This window comes from Aquificaceae bacterium (assembly GCA_037722135.1).
Classification (GTDB): domain Bacteria; phylum Aquificota; class Aquificia; order Aquificales; family Aquificaceae; genus Pampinifervens; species Pampinifervens sericum.
The window spans coordinates 1-14,125 of record JBBKAW010000010.1 but is presented as its reverse complement, the minus strand read 5'-3'; the positions used below and the strand labels follow the sequence as shown (position 1 = coordinate 14,125).

General features: G+C 41.3%; 18 protein-coding genes. 8 read left to right on the top strand and 10 right to left on the bottom strand.

The annotated features are described in order from the left end of the window. Window positions 1–42 precede the first annotated feature (42 nt). Window positions 43–1,419 carry a phosphoglucomutase/phosphomannomutase family protein gene (locus WKI49_00815; protein ID MEJ7621040.1) on the bottom strand — a complete coding sequence of 459 codons (1,377 nt, stop codon included), beginning with the start codon at window positions 1,417–1,419 and terminating at the stop codon, window positions 43–45. Beyond that, on the bottom strand, window positions 1,416–2,267 hold the full coding sequence (locus WKI49_00810) for a prohibitin family protein (GenBank protein ID MEJ7621039.1): 852 nt from the start codon (window positions 2,265–2,267) through the stop codon (window positions 1,416–1,418). Before WKI49_00810 ends, WKI49_00815 begins: the two co-directional genes overlap by 4 nt. 42 nt (window positions 2,268–2,309) lie before the next feature. Here WKI49_00810 and WKI49_00805 point away from each other — a divergent pair, with 42 nt between their 5' ends. Then, entirely contained in the window at window positions 2,310–3,407 is a 1,098-nt protein-coding gene (locus tag WKI49_00805) for an RNA ligase (protein MEJ7621038.1), read from the top strand. On the opposite strand, the gene WKI49_00800 is transcribed toward WKI49_00805, so the two are convergent. The 8 genes from WKI49_00800 to WKI49_00765 form a co-directional block, all read right to left on the bottom strand. Further along, window positions 3,404–3,985: an RNA ligase partner protein gene (locus tag WKI49_00800; GenBank protein ID MEJ7621037.1), complete on the bottom strand. Its 582-nt coding sequence runs from the start codon at window positions 3,983–3,985 to the stop codon at window positions 3,404–3,406. The two genes, WKI49_00805 and WKI49_00800, sit on opposite strands and share 4 nt — an antisense overlap. A 4-nt stretch (window positions 3,986–3,989) precedes the next feature. Beyond that, window positions 3,990–4,802, bottom strand: coding sequence for a shikimate dehydrogenase (gene aroE / locus WKI49_00795; protein ID MEJ7621036.1), 813 nt, complete (start codon window positions 4,800–4,802; stop codon window positions 3,990–3,992). Next, window positions 4,799–5,050 carry a NifU family protein gene (locus WKI49_00790; GenBank protein ID MEJ7621035.1) on the bottom strand — a complete coding sequence of 84 codons (252 nt, stop codon included), beginning with the start codon at window positions 5,048–5,050 and terminating at the stop codon, window positions 4,799–4,801. The genes aroE and WKI49_00790 overlap by 4 nt, the downstream gene beginning before the upstream one ends. Then, a complete protein-coding gene (locus WKI49_00785; GenBank protein MEJ7621034.1) occupies window positions 5,047–5,289 on the bottom strand; it encodes a DUF1858 domain-containing protein in 243 nt (80 codons plus the stop codon). The genes WKI49_00790 and WKI49_00785 overlap by 4 nt, the downstream gene beginning before the upstream one ends. Then, on the bottom strand, window positions 5,286–5,537 hold the full coding sequence (locus WKI49_00780) for a sulfurtransferase TusA family protein (protein ID MEJ7621033.1): 252 nt from the start codon (window positions 5,535–5,537) through the stop codon (window positions 5,286–5,288). Before WKI49_00780 ends, WKI49_00785 begins: the two co-directional genes overlap by 4 nt. Beyond that, window positions 5,527–6,573: a hypothetical protein gene (locus WKI49_00775; protein ID MEJ7621032.1), complete on the bottom strand. Its 1,047-nt coding sequence runs from the start codon at window positions 6,571–6,573 to the stop codon at window positions 5,527–5,529. Before WKI49_00775 ends, WKI49_00780 begins: the two co-directional genes overlap by 11 nt. Continuing rightward, complete coding sequence (locus WKI49_00770; protein ID MEJ7621031.1) at window positions 6,570–7,031, bottom strand: iron-sulfur cluster assembly scaffold protein; 462 nt, start codon at window positions 7,029–7,031, stop codon at window positions 6,570–6,572. The genes WKI49_00775 and WKI49_00770 overlap by 4 nt, the downstream gene beginning before the upstream one ends. 80 nt (window positions 7,032–7,111) lie before the next feature. Then, entirely contained in the window at window positions 7,112–7,795 is a 684-nt protein-coding gene (locus WKI49_00765; protein MEJ7621030.1) for a YqiA/YcfP family alpha/beta fold hydrolase, read from the bottom strand. Here WKI49_00765 and WKI49_00760 point away from each other — a divergent pair. The 7 genes from WKI49_00760 (at window position 7,788) to WKI49_00730 (ending at window position 13,697) form a co-directional block, all read left to right on the top strand. Then, window positions 7,788–8,363 carry a diacylglycerol/polyprenol kinase family protein gene (locus WKI49_00760; protein MEJ7621029.1) on the top strand — a complete coding sequence of 192 codons (576 nt, stop codon included), beginning with the start codon at window positions 7,788–7,790 and terminating at the stop codon, window positions 8,361–8,363. The two genes, WKI49_00765 and WKI49_00760, sit on opposite strands and share 8 nt — an antisense overlap. 2 nt (window positions 8,364–8,365) lie before the next feature. Then, window positions 8,366–9,259: a UDP-N-acetylmuramate dehydrogenase gene (murB, locus tag WKI49_00755; protein ID MEJ7621028.1), complete on the top strand. Its 894-nt coding sequence runs from the start codon at window positions 8,366–8,368 to the stop codon at window positions 9,257–9,259. Next, window positions 9,216–10,085 (top strand): D-alanine--D-alanine ligase, encoded by an 870-nt coding sequence (locus WKI49_00750; GenBank protein ID MEJ7621027.1) that lies wholly within the window; start codon window positions 9,216–9,218, stop codon window positions 10,083–10,085. The genes murB and WKI49_00750 overlap by 44 nt, the downstream gene beginning before the upstream one ends. A 310-nt stretch (window positions 10,086–10,395) precedes the next feature. Continuing rightward, complete coding sequence (locus tag WKI49_00745) at window positions 10,396–11,067, top strand: hypothetical protein (GenBank protein MEJ7621026.1); 672 nt, start codon at window positions 10,396–10,398, stop codon at window positions 11,065–11,067. Next, complete coding sequence (gene ftsA, locus WKI49_00740; protein MEJ7621025.1) at window positions 11,064–12,317, top strand: cell division protein FtsA; 1,254 nt, start codon at window positions 11,064–11,066, stop codon at window positions 12,315–12,317. Before WKI49_00745 ends, ftsA begins: the two co-directional genes overlap by 4 nt. 16 nt (window positions 12,318–12,333) lie before the next feature. Continuing rightward, window positions 12,334–13,419, top strand: coding sequence for a cell division protein FtsZ (gene ftsZ / locus WKI49_00735; protein MEJ7621024.1), 1,086 nt, complete (start codon window positions 12,334–12,336; stop codon window positions 13,417–13,419). A gap of 2 nt (window positions 13,420–13,421) precedes the next feature. Continuing rightward, window positions 13,422–13,697, top strand: coding sequence for a hypothetical protein (locus WKI49_00730; GenBank protein MEJ7621023.1), 276 nt, complete (start codon window positions 13,422–13,424; stop codon window positions 13,695–13,697). Window positions 13,698–14,125 lie beyond the last annotated feature (428 nt).

Genomic DNA, 14,125 nt, shown 5'->3' with positions numbered 1-14,125 from the left:
GCTCCCTAAAACTCACTATATTATTATAGCACGCTCCAAACTCTACTCAAAAAGTGCAACCGCACTCTTTATTAGTTTTTCCAACTCTGCCTGCGTAGGCATTTCTGCGTATACCCTTATAAGTGGCTCAGTTCCAGATGCCCTAAGAAGTAGCCAACCGTCATTTTCAAATATCAGCTTAAGACCGTCAAGGGTTATAACCTTTGAAACTCTTAGGTCTCCCAGCTTCTCTGGTGGGTTTTCTGTAAGCTCCCTTAGTCTTTGCTTTTTGTCCTCTTCCGCATGAAAGTCTACTCTCTTGAAGTGAGCTTCTCCGTATTCTCTGTATATCTCCGAAATTATCTCAGAAATAGGTCTGTCCATAAGGAGCATAAGCTCAAGTATATTAAGACCTGCAAAAAGCCCGTCCCTTTCTGGTAAAAAGTCCACAATACCGTAGCCTCCGCTCTCTTCTCCTCCAAAGATTACCTTTTCCCTAAGGATTACCTCGTTTATGTTCTTAAAGCCCACTGCTACCTCTCTTAGCTCAACGCCCTCTTTCCTGCATATCCTGTCTACCAAGTATGTGGTGGATACGGTCTTTACCACTACGCCATCCCTTTTGCCCTTGTTTTTCAAAAGGTGATAGAGCAAAAGCACATAAATAAGTTGTGAGTTTATAAAGTTCCCTTTTTCGTCCACCAAGGCTATACGGTCTCCATCTCCGTCGTTGGCTATGCCAAGGTTTGCACCCACAGCCCTAACTTTCATAATGAGAGGTTCAAGGTGTTTTTCCACTGGCTCTGGTGCATGTCCTCCAAAGAGTGGGTCTCTATAGCTTCTTATATTGCTTACTGAAACTTTTGTTCCAGATAGCACATGTGAGTATGTGCCAAGAGCAGAGCCATACATGGCATCGTGCACCAGAGAGAGGTCTTTTTGACTAAAAAGCTCCATACTTACCCTTCTCTTTATCTCCCTCATATACTCCCCCCAGATGTTTACATACTCTGGTTCAAACTTCTCTGGTTTTATATCCTCTGACCTTTTTATCTCCTCCTCTACCTGTGCTATAAACTCTGGAGTAGCAGAGCCACCAAAGGAGTCCTTTATCTTGTATCCGTTATATTCTGGTGGATTATGCGACGCAGTTATCATAACTCCGTTGTCAAAGCCCATATACTTAACCGCAAAGGAGACCATAGGAGTGGTGCAAGACTTTATGCTAAGATAACACTCAAAGCCAAGGGTTTTAAAAACCCTGTAGACTTCAAGAGCAAACCTTTCTGACATAAAACGATTATCGTATCCCACCACCACCTTCTTTTTCCCTTGCCTTTCTAAAACCCTTGCATGTGCATAGGCTACCTTTCTTACGTTTTCAAAGGTAAAAGCATCACCTATTATGGCTCTCCATCCGTCTGTGCCAAACTTTATCATCTTTGACCTCCCTGAGGTATGTTTATTATAGGCGTCATCCTCGTATCGTAAGGCAGGAGTATTATAGTGTTGTTCTGGCTTCTGGCGTATTCTTGGATGTTTTCTATAAACTTCCACATGAGGTATTCCCTTGTTAGCGAGCCTGCTATTATTCTGTTGGCTTCCGCTATGCCTTGAGCCTCTACCTTTTTCCTCTCCGCTTCAAGCTTTTCCTTCTCTAAAAGAAACTGCATCCTTTGAGCTTCCTCATAAGCCTTTCGCTTTTCCTCTATTGCCCTAACCACACTTTCTGGAAGCCTTATATCCCTTATAAGCACATCCTCAAGTATTAAGTATCTTCTTGTAAGTTGCTCGCTAACTTCCCTTTTTATCTTCTCTTGCAGTTTTTGTCTTTCTTGATAAACCACAGAGCTTTCCATCTCCGCTATAGCGTCCCTGACCGCAGTCCTAACTACTTGCTTTATTATCTTCTCCTCATAGTCTGGTCCATATTCTCTTATAAGCTCTGGAGCTTTGTTAGCATCCACCCTGTAGAGAATTGCCACATCCATGCTAACAGGCAAGCCGTCCTTAGAAAGACTGCTTATGGGGTTTTGCTTTTCTTTTGTGAACTCCACAGCCCTTGTCCTTATCTCTATCTTTTCCACTGTCTGCAAAAGAGGAATTCTAAGGTGAAGTCCCTCCCTTAGTGGCACTGGGTCAATTTTTCCTAAGGTTCTCTTTACACCCACAAAGCCAGACGGGACTATCACCAAAGGGTTGCCAGCGAGAATGAGAAAAAAAAGAACTCCAAGGAAAACCGCAAAGTATCCCAAGGACTTAAGTCCTTCAAGTTGTGAGTTTCTCATTTTAACCTCCTCTTGAAAAGAGATTATAATTTAAGTTCATATATGATTGCGCAGGACAGCTTAAAGGAAGCATTACGGAGAAACAAGCTAAAAAGCGAAACTTTTAGAAACCTTGAATATCTAAGGTTTACCGACGACTTTAAGGATATACCACGTGGCACCGCTCTTTTCAAAGATATGGTAATATGGGGCTATCCTCATATAGGTAGGATATTCCAGCTTTCCACTGGCATTCCTGAGCAGTTTTCCGCTCCCTTTTGGGTTGAAGAAAAGGTTGATGGATACAATGTGAGAGTTTTTATGCATAAAGGAGAAATCTACGCCCTCACAAGAGGCGGATATGTTTGTGCCTTTACCACAGATAGGGTTCTTGATTTTGTAGACCCTACTTTTTTTGAAGACAATCCTGACCTTGTGCTGTGTATGGAAGTAGCAGGACCCGAAAACCCTTACGTGGAAGAGAGCCCTCCCTATGTGAAGGAAGATGTTAAGTTCTTCCTTTTTGATATAATGCGGAAAAACCATCAAGGCTTTCTGCCCTACAGGGAGAAGTTAAGGCTTATTGAAAAATACAACCTTCCCAGCGTAGAGCGGTATGGACTATACACTCCAGAGCAGATAGAAGAGCTCAAAGCTCTCCTCAGAAGGCTAAATGAGGAAAAAAGGGAAGGAGTGGTTCTAAAGGAAGATTCAGAGAGGGATAAAAGAGTAAAGTATATTACCAGCTATGCCAATCTTAACGATATAAGGATTACATCTCTCAATATGCTTGGGCTTCCTGCGGACTACTACACCAACAGGCTATTAAGGCTTGCCTTGTTTATAGAAGAGGAAGGGGTAGAAAAAACTCAAGAGTTTTTCAGAGAGCTTGGAGAAGCCTTTTTGAGTGGTCTTTTCCAAGCGTGTAAAATGGCAAGGGAAGAAGGCAAAGTCCACAGGGTATTTAGATGTAGGTTCAGAAAAAGGGAAAACGCTCTCATATTCATGGAACAGATGAAACATGCATCCGTCCACATACAGGTAAACCAGCTATCACTAAGGCAAGAAGGAGAGTTTTGGCTTTTGGAGTTTGAAAAGGTGTTCCTTAATATGACAGGGCTTTTGGGACACATACTAAGAGGTGGCTCTCTTATAGATTAGGTTCTAATTGTGTAGTTTTCAAGGATTACTCTAAAACTCTTTGGGTCTATGAGCTTTATACCCACTTTATCCGCCCAGCTTCTGAGACCTTCATCTCCAGAGACCAAAACACCATCAAGCTCGTAAGCCAAAAGCAAAACATCAAGGTCCTCTTTACTGTCTATTATGCCTGCTCTAAGAGCTTCTCTGTATTTTTCTCTTAGTTTGTTTATTAGCCTCCCCACATCCTCTTGAGTGAGCCTACCTGCTTCCTTTGTATGCTCCTCTGCAATACGCAAACCCTTGTTTACCCTATAGCGCACTTCCTCTATAAATTCGTAAAGAAACTCTGCAGGAACCATAAGGTTGTATCTTCTGGGAGAACGAATCCTTACAGCGAGTTCAAACTTTGGCTTTAAGCTTCCGAGCTCCACAATCTTGTTAAACTCTTCGTAAACAGAGGTGGGCATAAAAAACTTTGCTCTGCTATGAGATGCAAGGGTTATAAAGTTTTCTATAGCACCCAGTTGGTCCTTCTCAAACTGTGAATATACATCTGGATTGGTAAACACACTCGTATCTAAGACAAAAACCTCCATCCTTTCATATTATATATTCAAGCACAGAGTTTTTTACCACCTCATAGGGAACTTCATATCCCGTCCATATTCTAAAACTCTCCATGCCTTGATATAAAAGCATGTCAAGACCATCTTTGTAAAGGCATCCCTTTTCCTTTGCGGACTTTAGAAGGGGAGTTTCTCTGTATATGATATCCATTACCTTGTGATGTGGTTTTAGCTCTTCGTAATTAAATATAGGTGGGTCTTCATTCTTTAAGCCAAGGGATGTGGTGTTGACGATAAGCTCTGCTTCCTCTAAAGCTTCTTCTGGCTTTTTTACATGCATACACCCAAACTCTTCGCAAAGCCTTTTGGCTTTTTCTTCTGTCCTGTTCCAAAGGAATATCCTTGCACCTTCAAGTTTTAGGGCGTATAGCACCGCCCTGGCAGACCCACCCGCACCAAGGACTAAGACCTTAAGGTCTCTAAGATTGGGAGTTAGCTCCTTTACGGACTTGAGGAAACCTATCCAGTCCGTATTGTAGGCATAGACTCCTTCTTCTGTAAACTTCAGAGTGTTTGCGGACCCTATAGCTTGTGCATGGCTGTCTTTGAAATCCGCAAGCTCAAGAGCCCTTTCCTTATGAGGCAAGGTTATGTTAACACCCTTTACACCAAGGGCTTTTAAACCTCTAAAAGCTATTTCAAAGTCTTCTGGTTTTACTTCAAAAGGAACATAGACTGCATTTAGTGAAAAGTGCCTAAAAGCCCTGTTTTGAAAAACTGGAGAGAGAGAATGTTTTACAGGATAGCCCAAAATACCATAAACTTGAGTCTTTCCGTCAAAGGTCATCCAATCTGATACTTAGGCTGGAGTATTTCCACCTTTTTGACCCAGTCAAGGTTGCCTTTTATTGCCATATCTACCACGTTTTTGACGCTCACATCCACTATTGGACAGTCGGTACATCCTCCTTCAAACTGAAGGTAGACCTCACCCTCTCTTATATCCACCACCTTTAGGTCTCCATGATGCTCTTTTAGAGCTGGTCTTATCTTCTCCAAAATCTCTTCCACTTGCTTTAGTTCCCTTTCGTTCATGGCTTATCCTCCAGCTGTCTGTATAAATCTTGTATTTCCTGCCAAAGATTTCCCTGAGCTTCGTCATCTAAGTCCATGAGCTTACAAAACCCTCTAATGGTTAGCTTATCCACAATCACATCTTCCACATCTTCCTCAATGAAGACCTTATAGCCATACCTCATTAGTATTTCCTTTGCCTGAGGCAATTCCTTTATAAGATCCACAAGTTTTGTATCTAAGGTTATCCTCGTCTTCATATTTCCTTTACCTTTTTAATAAAAAGATGATACTCACCGTCCTCTTCATATAAACCCAAAAACTCCTGACCTGTAGCCTTACACCACGCAGGTATGTCCTCTACCACACCTGGGTCATCCGCCACAAGCTCAAGCACCTGACCCACTTGCATACTCTTTATCATCTTTGCAGTTTCTGCCACTGGCACAGGACAAAAAGTGCCTACCACATCGTGAACCACGTCCGGCTTTATGTTTTCAATTTCCATGTTTCACCCCCTGTCTATTGTATATTTTAAGAGACTCCACAAGCTCTTCCGCTGGAGGCTCTCCAAAAAGGCTATACTCCACACCTCCAAGGTTCAACACCACTTCACAGGGTTCATTTTTTGAATACCTTGCGATAAGGTCCGCCACAAGTTTTTTCTCTTCTTCCTTTAAGCTACCCTTTATTATGGCAAAAGTGCCCTTTAGGTCTTTTCTGTAAGCATAGTCGTATCTGTTTCTAAATCCCTGAAGAAACCTCACTTCTCCTTCGTTTCTTGCCATTATTAGCTTTGCACCAGAAGGAAGTCTAAAGTGTCTACCTACAGAGAAAAGCACCAAATCATCCCTCGTTATAACACCTTCCACTGCAAAGGCTTCCTTAAACCTATAGGCATAATTTTCGTCTGTGAGATAACAACATCCACCTGCAGGCTGTTCGTAGTCAATGCCATACTTCTTTGCCAGTGCTATCTGCTTTTTCCTACCTCTTCCCCTTATGGCTAAAAGCCTTTCCCTGTCTACCCATCCAAGCTTCTCAGGTATAGTTTCAGGAAGCAGTTTTGCAGAAAGGGGTCTTAGTATATATCCCTCAAGTCCAGATTCCTTTTCTATAAGCATAAGCCTTTCGTAGGTCTGGCTCATAGGTCTTTGACCGAGCACCTCACCGGTTATAACGAAGTGATAGCCCTCTTTCTCCATAATCTCCTTAGCCTTTTTGAGCATAAATATTCTACAGTCTACACAGGGGTTTACGTTTTTGCCATATCCATATTTTGGATTGAGAATTATTTCAAAGTATTCTTCAGATATATCCACTATCTCTATGGGAACTTGAAGCTGGGCTGCTGCTCTAAGAGCAGGGTTAACATAGTGCGATCCGTCTTCTCTCTTCAGCCCAAGGCGTCTTTTATGCTCAGTGATACAAAAACCAGTATAAAAGTGTAGAGCTTTGACTTCCACGCCTTGGTCCTGAAGGAGGCGGACCGCTAAGGAACTATCTAACCCTCCAGAAAAAAGAGCAACAGCCCGTACTTTCATGTGGATAGGAATTCAAACTCTCTGCTTTCTTCCTCTTCCTCTTCGTAGCAGTCAGGTATACGCATAGCCTCTTCTATTCTTCCCTGCTTGAGAAGGTAGTCCTTTATAGCCACATGCAGTGTTTCAAGCCCAAGATTTGTGCAGTGTATCTTCTGTGGAGGAAGACCACCAAGCTCGTCAAAGATGTCCTTGTATGTGAGGTTTAGAGCGTAGCTTATAGGCTTCCCTTTTATCATCTCTGTAAGTTGAGAAGAGACCGCTATGGCGGAGCCACATCCAAAGGTCTTAAATCTCACATCCTCTATAATATCGTTTTCTGGGTTTATCTTAAGAGTAAAGAGCATGGCATCACCACAGGCTGGATTGCCACACTGCCCTATGGCATTGGCATCCTCAAGCACACCCACATTGCGTGGGTTCAAAAAGTGGTCAAGCACCTTCTCGCTGTATTCAAACATCTTAACACCTCCTTAACATTGATGAAATAAAATATGACAGTTTTGACCGAAGTTGCTATGACCTTTATCAAAGATATGGCTTACATATATTTTTCCACAAGCCACTTGAAAGTCTTGCTAAGCCTATGGTCATCCTCAAGCTCAAGAAACTCTTTAACCTTCACCTTGCTTACGAAAAGCTTTGAGTGTTCTATTGGCACCGTGCTGTCTTGCCTGCCGTGGAATACATAAATCTCATAGGGAACTTCTGAGGGAAAGTCTACATGGCTGTCTCTTAGTATTTCATAACCCTTTTTGAGTATATCTACCGCAAACTCTTTGTTTATGGTAAGTTCAAGACCTGTTTCGCACTCTGTAAAGCTCAGGTCTTCCTTACCCTCCAGCCAATTTTTGCACCTTGCCTCTCCCACCTCCTTTACAGTAAGAGCAAGTGTTGAGTAAGAAGGGGCAAAGAGGAAAACCCTTTTGACCTTTTCTGGTTTGTAAAACTTGAGATAGTTTAGAGAGATATATCCACCGTGAGAACTTCCAGAGAGCCAAACTTGAGAAAACTTTTGGGAAAAGCCCCTTACAAGTGTATCAAGCACCTCCAAGACCCTGCTCGTGGTAGTAGTCTGATAGTCCATATCCATGGCAAAGAGGGAAAACCTGCCTTGCAAACTCCTCTCCCTTAGAATGCTTACCTTAGTGCCTTTGATATCACTGGCAAATCCATGAAGGTGTATTAAAATAACCTCAGGGTTGGTAGGCTCATAAATGAACATAAGAGAAATTATAGAGGATTTAGAGACAAGAAGAAAGGTCTTCCATCTTTTTGCATTGCTCCTTTGGCTAATTCCTTTGGGCTTTTTTCCAAGAGGTCTAAGCCTCTTTGTTTTCCTTATTGTTATAGCTATAAACCTCGCTATAGTGCTAAAACTTTGGGAAGATAGACTGGGTTTTTACTACAGGCTCATATATAGCCTTGAAAGGGAGAAGAACTTCTCAAAACCCGGTATTCAAGCCTTATGGGCAAACCTTGGAATATTTTCTGTGTTTCTACTCTTTGGAAAAGAGCCTGCTATGGTATCTGTGGTAGTGCTTGCAGTGGGAGATGCCTTTGCCAGCATGGTAGGAATGAGATACGGTAGAACAAGGATGGGAAGTAAAAGCCTTGAGGGAAGTATAGCCTTTTTCCTTTCAACCTTTTTGGTCCTTTTGCCCTTCTTAGGTTTGTGGAAGGCTTTTTTGATATGTTCATTTTCTGCAATTGTTGAAGCTTTGCCAATTAGTGTGGATGACAACTTTAGCGTGCCCTTGACTGCGGGGTTTATTTATTGGATAATGCTTTAAACATGGTTATTCAAAAGAATATAAAGCTCTCACCTTTTACCACCATAAAAGTTGGTGGTATTGCAAAATATTTTAGCCAACCTATAGATGAGGAAGAGCTAAAGCGTGTGATATTCTTTGCGCAGGATAAGGGTCTTGAGGTTTTTCCTCTTGGTAGAGGAGCAAACACTATTTTTGGAGACTTTGAGGGTTTAGTCTTGAGCACTGTTAATTTTAGAGGAATTGAGGTAGAGAAAAAGGAGCAATACTTTTTAATAAGGGCTAAAGCTGGCACGCCTTTGTCTGAGCTTGTTAAACTTTCCCTTGAGGAGAACCTTGAAGGTTTTTATAGGCTTGGGGGCTTTCCAGCTACAGTGGGCGGTGCGGTTGCCATGAACGCTGGAGCTTTTGGATACGAAATAAGCCAGCATCTTGTGGAGGTGGTCTTTATAGATTGGGAAGGAAGGCTTCAGAGTGCAAAAAAGGAAGACCTGAGCTTTTCCTATAGAAAATCTCCCTTTCCTGAGCTTGGAATAGTGCTTATGGCTACCTTTGAAGTGCCAACTGCTAAGCACAAAGTAGAGGAGGAGTTTGAGAGAATAAGGAAGAAAAGAAAACAGACCCAGCCTATAAACATGCCAACGAGTGGCTCTACCTTTAAGAACCCTCAAGGCGAATACGCAGGAAGGCTCTTAGAAAAGGTGGGAATGAAGGGCTATAGAATAGGTAATATTGCCTTTTCTAACCTTCATGCTAACTTTTTGGTAAACTTGGGTGGTGGCACTTACCAAGAGGTTATTAGAATAATACAAGAGGCAAAGAGAAGGGTATTTGAGGATTTTGGTATACTTTTGGAAGAGGAGGTAAAGCTCGTTGAGGGTTGTAGTGCTTATGGGCGGAAGGTCTGCGGAGCGTGAAATATCTCTCAAAAGTGGTCAAGCGGTATTAAAGGCACTCCAAGAGCTCGGACACGAAGCCATAGCCTTAGACCTAACAGAAGACCTTTGCGAAAAGCTGAGAGAAATAAAGCCTGATAAGGTATTTATAGCTCTTCATGGTCCTTATGGAGAGGATGGAAGAGTGCAAGGGCTTCTTGACATACTTGGAATTCCCTACGTGGGTTCTGGCGTTCTTGGAAGCAGTATAGCCATGGATAAGGATATAACAAAAAAGCTTCTTACCTTTCACGGTATAAAAGTGCCTAAGTGGATTTGTGTAAGAGAAAAAGGAGAGGAGTTGAACTGGGATATATACCCTGCGGTTGTAAAACCTGCAGACCAAGGCTCAAGCGTTGGTCTTTTTGTAGTGAATGGCAGAGAGGAAGCAAAGGAAGCCATAGAAAAATGCTTGGAAATCTCAAAAAAGGTCATGGTGGAAGAATACATTGAAGGTAGGGACATTACGGTAGGAATCTTAAAGGGAAAACCACTTCCGCCCATAGAGATAAAGCCCAAGAAGGGAATTTACGATTATGAAAGTAAGTATACGAAAGGTATGACAGAATATACCTTCTTAGAGGAGGAAGAGTTTGTGGAAAAACTACAAGAAATTGCACTTCTTGCATACAAAGTTCTTGAGCTTAAAGATCTTTCAAGGATAGACTTTAGGGTAAACAGAGAAGGGACTCCATATCTCTTAGAAGTGAACACAATACCTGGTTTGACAGAGCTGAGCCTTTTCCCCATGGCTTGCAAAAGGGTAGGAATTGACTTCAAAGAATTGATAAGTATGTTATTATTTTAACACACGTCGGGTGCGAAATTAAGACCATACATAAGCCCTCCTAAAAAAGCTGTAGCCAATAGCATAAGCATACAAGTGGCTAAGCAAAGTTATACCTTGAGGAAGAGAGTGGCTATTTGAGGCAGGGATATTTTGGGCTTTCTTCTTCTTTTTGGCTTAGTGTAGAATGCATCATAGAATGCTTTTTCATAAACAGAGACTACGCCATTTGAATTTTGCACCCAACGTGTATAAGTATGTTATAATTTTATAATATTATGAAAAAGAACCGCAGATTTAGAAAACCGCTCGCTTACATTCTTTCTGTTCTGTGGCTTTTTTCGGTGGGTATTTCTGGTTTTTTTTTCCTTACTTTACTGACAATGTAGAATTTTTCAAAATAAAAGCTCTACATGTAGAAGGTCTTGAAACAATACCACCAGAGGTTGTGGTTGATGAAATTATGAGGTTTAAAAACAACTGGTTATTCATTAATGATACAATCCTATTAAAAAACCTGAATAGTAAAACTGGAAATGCAATAAGTATGGTGAAAATAGACAGAGTTTTTAGCATTGAAGGAGTAAAATTAAAAATATTTATTGAAGAAAGAAAGCCTATATTTACTGTAATCAAGGATGATACAATATATTTCTTTGATAAAAACGGAGTGCTATTCCAATCGGAATATATGAAAGTTGTCAAGCCTCTGGTATATACACATGACATTGAGCTTGTGATGAAAAATTTTAATAAATTAACTATGTTAATTAATTCACTGGAAAAAGAGTTGAGAGAAATCTACATAACGGATCTTAATACAATTGCTTACACTCAAGAGGACTTAAAGATAGTTATGCCTCCAATATTTCTTTTAAATGAACAGCTTGTAAGAAATCTAATAGATACTTTCAAAGCTTATAATATTAATATGAGCGTAAAAGAGTTAGATTTAAGCATAGAAGGTTTGGTAATAATAAGAGAGCTGAAGGAACAAGAATGAGCCTAATAACAGCTCTTGACATAGGAACAAGCAAGGTAGTAGCTCTTGTAGGACAGGTGGATGACTACGGAGACGTTCATATAATTGGCATAGGAGAGAGCCCTTCAAGAGGTGTAGACAGAGGGTATATTACGAGGCTTGACCTTGCTGTAAATTCTATCCTTAGTGCTATTAAAGAAGCCCAAGAAATGGTTGGAGAAAAACTTTCAACAGTGGTGTTAGGTATCTCTGGTCCAACTTTAAAAAGCCAAAATGAGAAAGACACGTTAAGCATAGCTCCTCAACCTGTGGAGATAGATTATACACACATAGAAAGGTTAATAGAGAGAGCAATAATGCGTTCAAGAGAAGAGGGCTACGAGATAATTAGTGCTATACCGAGAAGGTTCGTTTTAGACGAGCAGGAAGGTATTATAGACCCAGTGGGACTTCTTGGTTCAAAGATTTCCGCAGAGGTGCATGTGGTAAAGATAGGAGCAAGTCTTTTAAGGAATACGGAAAAGGTGGTGGTAAATACAGGTATGGAAATAGTAGAGAGGTTTATATCTCCCCTTGCCAGTGCGGAAGCGGTGCTTAATTATGAAGAAAAGGAAGAAGGGGTGCTTATGATGGATATGGGTGCTGGGCTTACCAACTTTGTGGTCTTTTCTGAGGGTTCTATACTCATTACTGGATGTATTCCCATGGGTGGCATTAACATAACGAAGGATATTGCACATTTTATGAAGATAAACATAGAGCAGGCGGAAAAGATAAAGATAGAAAATGGTTATGCCTTAGCGGATGCGGTAAACGACACAGAGAGGATAAAGATAAAGCCCAGAGGTGAAGAAAAGGAAGTTACGGTAAGCAGAAAACAACTTGCTGAGGTTATACAAATAAGACTTGAGGAAATAATGGAAAGGGTAGTTGATTACCTCCATGCGCAAGGAGTAAACTTGAGTTCACTTTATGCAGGAGTGGTTATAACGGGTGGTTCTGCAAAGTTAGCAGGCATACGGGAATTTCTTGAAAGATACTTTGACCTTCCAGCGAGAATAGGTTATCCTACGGGCGTGGTAGGTCTGAAGGAAAAGATGCAAGACCCAGCTTATGCGACAGCGGTAGGGCTTGTTAAGTTAGTCCACAAGGAGCTCACTTTTGAAAAGAAAAGACTATTCCAAAAGGAAAAGGAGAAGATTACAGAGAACAGGTCTAAATTTTCAAGCTTTGTAGCGAAGCTCAAAGCCTTTCTTAGGGATATAATGTGAACCAAGGAGGAGAAGAATGGAACCTCTAAATCCTACGAGAATAAAGGTCTTTGGAGTTGGTGGTGGTGGCTCCAATGCAGTAAATAGGATGTATCTTGATGGTATAGAAGGGGTAGACCTTTTTGTGATAAATACTGATGTCCAGCATCTTGCTTCTCTTGCGGTTCCCAACAAAATACAGATAGGTGAAAAAGTTACGAAGGGTCTGGGTGCAGGTGCAAAGCCAGAGATAGGAGAGCAGGCGGCACTTGAAGATGCGGATAAGATAAGGGAGATTCTAAGAAATACGGATATGCTCTTTATAGCTGCATGCTTAGGTGGGGGAACTGGAACTGGTGCTGCGCCTGTAATAGCGGAAATAGCCAAAGATATGGGTATACTCACTGTGGCTGTGGTAACAAAACCTTTTAACTTTGAAGGACCTAAGAGGATGCAGGTAGCCAATGAAGGATTGGAAAAGCTCAAGGATGTGGTGGATACCTATATAGTGGTAAACAATCAAAAGTTGGTGGAAATGGCGGATAGAAACTTCAGCGTGAGGGATGCCTTCAAAATGGTGGATGATGTGCTTTCTAAAGCAGTTATAGGGATAACAAGCATAGTGGTTACTCCTGCTCTTATAAATGTGGACTTTGCGGATGTGAAAACGGTTATGGAAAAGGGCGGTCTGGCTCTTATAGGTATGGGTGAGGGTAAAGGGGATGGAAGAAGAAACTATGCGGTAGAACACGCCATAAGCTGTCCTCTTCTTGAAAGAAACAGCATACACGGAGCGAGGAGACTTCTTGTAACCCTTTGGGTAAGCGAGGATGTACCTTTTAGAGAGGTTGAGGAAACCATAAACAAGATAAGGGAGTCCGCTCATGAAGACGCCCTAATAATCTTTGGTGCTGTGCTTGAAAACAGTGAAGAAAACTTCATGAGGGTGGCCGTGGTTGCCACAGATTTTGAGGACGCTCAAAGCCTTGGGCAGTTCAAAGTAGTTAAAAAACCTGAGCTTAAAGAACCTATAAAGAAAGCAGTCCCAGAAACCACAATAGAACTTGTCCAGCCAGAAATTGAAGAAATACCAGCCTACCTTAGGAGGAAGAAGAAAATATAAGCATGCAAAGAATAGACACAAAAGGCGATAAGTCCATTGCCTTTCTCCTTGGGCTTGTTTATGGATACAGAAACGCTCAGTTTGAACTAAAGGTCTTTGATATCAAAGAGTTTTGTAAGGAAAACCATGTTGATGATAAGGTTTATTACATAAACAGAAAAAAGGGAGAGGTCTATGAATGCTATACGGAGGATACTACGCATATATGTGTTTTAAGAGAGGATAGGGTTAAGGGTAAAGTTGTGCTTTTTGTATACAAGAAGAACAGGAAAGCTTGATTAGGTTTGAGAATATAAGATGAGCTCTGTCTTTGACAATCAAACAATACATAAATACCGTCAAACTCTCTACCTTTGACTAAGGGTTTGCACCTTTCAAAGTCTTTACTGTATTTATCCTTTGTTATGACAAGTCCCTCCGCTTTATGAGACTCTTCAAGTTTCTTTATGCACCTGCCTGAATAGAAAACAAGGGCAGAGTCTTCCGCCCTATAGAAGTAAACATCTCCCTTATAGGCTTTTATTACAGGGTAGGCTTTGGGTGTAAACCTTTCCTTTTCATAAAGATGCAAGCCAAAGGTAAGCAAAAGTATTGAGACAGTGGAAAGTCCCAGAACCACCTTTAGATACCGCTCACTTACCGCGTGAGATAGCATTATGGCTATGGGTGGGTAGGAAAAGAGTATTAGAAACTAATCACTGAAAGT

What these genes read in the sequence shown, in the direction of transcription:
- WKI49_00760 (MEJ7621029.1), top strand. Translation starts at nt 7,788, where the DNA reads ATGAACATAAGAGAAATTATAGAGGATTTAGAGACAAGAAGAAAGGTC.
- WKI49_00770 (MEJ7621031.1), bottom strand. Translation starts at nt 7,031, where the DNA reads ATGTTTGAATACAGCGAGAAGGTGCTTGACCACTTTTTGAACCCACGC.
- murB (MEJ7621028.1), top strand. Translation starts at nt 8,366, where the DNA reads ATGGTTATTCAAAAGAATATAAAGCTCTCACCTTTTACCACCATAAAA.
- WKI49_00765 (MEJ7621030.1), bottom strand. Translation starts at nt 7,795, where the DNA reads ATGTTCATTTATGAGCCTACCAACCCTGAGGTTATTTTAATACACCTT.
- WKI49_00775 (MEJ7621032.1), bottom strand. Translation starts at nt 6,573, where the DNA reads ATGAAAGTACGGGCTGTTGCTCTTTTTTCTGGAGGGTTAGATAGTTCC.
- WKI49_00815 (MEJ7621040.1), bottom strand. Translation starts at nt 1,419, where the DNA reads ATGATAAAGTTTGGCACAGACGGATGGAGAGCCATAATAGGTGATGCT.
- WKI49_00810 (MEJ7621039.1), bottom strand. Translation starts at nt 2,267, where the DNA reads ATGAGAAACTCACAACTTGAAGGACTTAAGTCCTTGGGATACTTTGCG.
- WKI49_00790 (MEJ7621035.1), bottom strand. Translation starts at nt 5,050, where the DNA reads ATGAACGAAAGGGAACTAAAGCAAGTGGAAGAGATTTTGGAGAAGATA.
- WKI49_00730 (MEJ7621023.1), top strand. Translation starts at nt 13,422, where the DNA reads ATGCAAAGAATAGACACAAAAGGCGATAAGTCCATTGCCTTTCTCCTT.
- WKI49_00805 (MEJ7621038.1), top strand. Translation starts at nt 2,310, where the DNA reads ATGATTGCGCAGGACAGCTTAAAGGAAGCATTACGGAGAAACAAGCTA.
- WKI49_00785 (MEJ7621034.1), bottom strand. Translation starts at nt 5,289, where the DNA reads ATGAAGACGAGGATAACCTTAGATACAAAACTTGTGGATCTTATAAAG.
- WKI49_00800 (MEJ7621037.1), bottom strand. Translation starts at nt 3,985, where the DNA reads ATGGAGGTTTTTGTCTTAGATACGAGTGTGTTTACCAATCCAGATGTA.
- aroE (MEJ7621036.1), bottom strand. Translation starts at nt 4,802, where the DNA reads ATGACCTTTGACGGAAAGACTCAAGTTTATGGTATTTTGGGCTATCCT.
- ftsA (MEJ7621025.1), top strand. Translation starts at nt 11,064, where the DNA reads ATGAGCCTAATAACAGCTCTTGACATAGGAACAAGCAAGGTAGTAGCT.
- WKI49_00780 (MEJ7621033.1), bottom strand. Translation starts at nt 5,537, where the DNA reads ATGGAAATTGAAAACATAAAGCCGGACGTGGTTCACGATGTGGTAGGC.
- ftsZ (MEJ7621024.1), top strand. Translation starts at nt 12,334, where the DNA reads ATGGAACCTCTAAATCCTACGAGAATAAAGGTCTTTGGAGTTGGTGGT.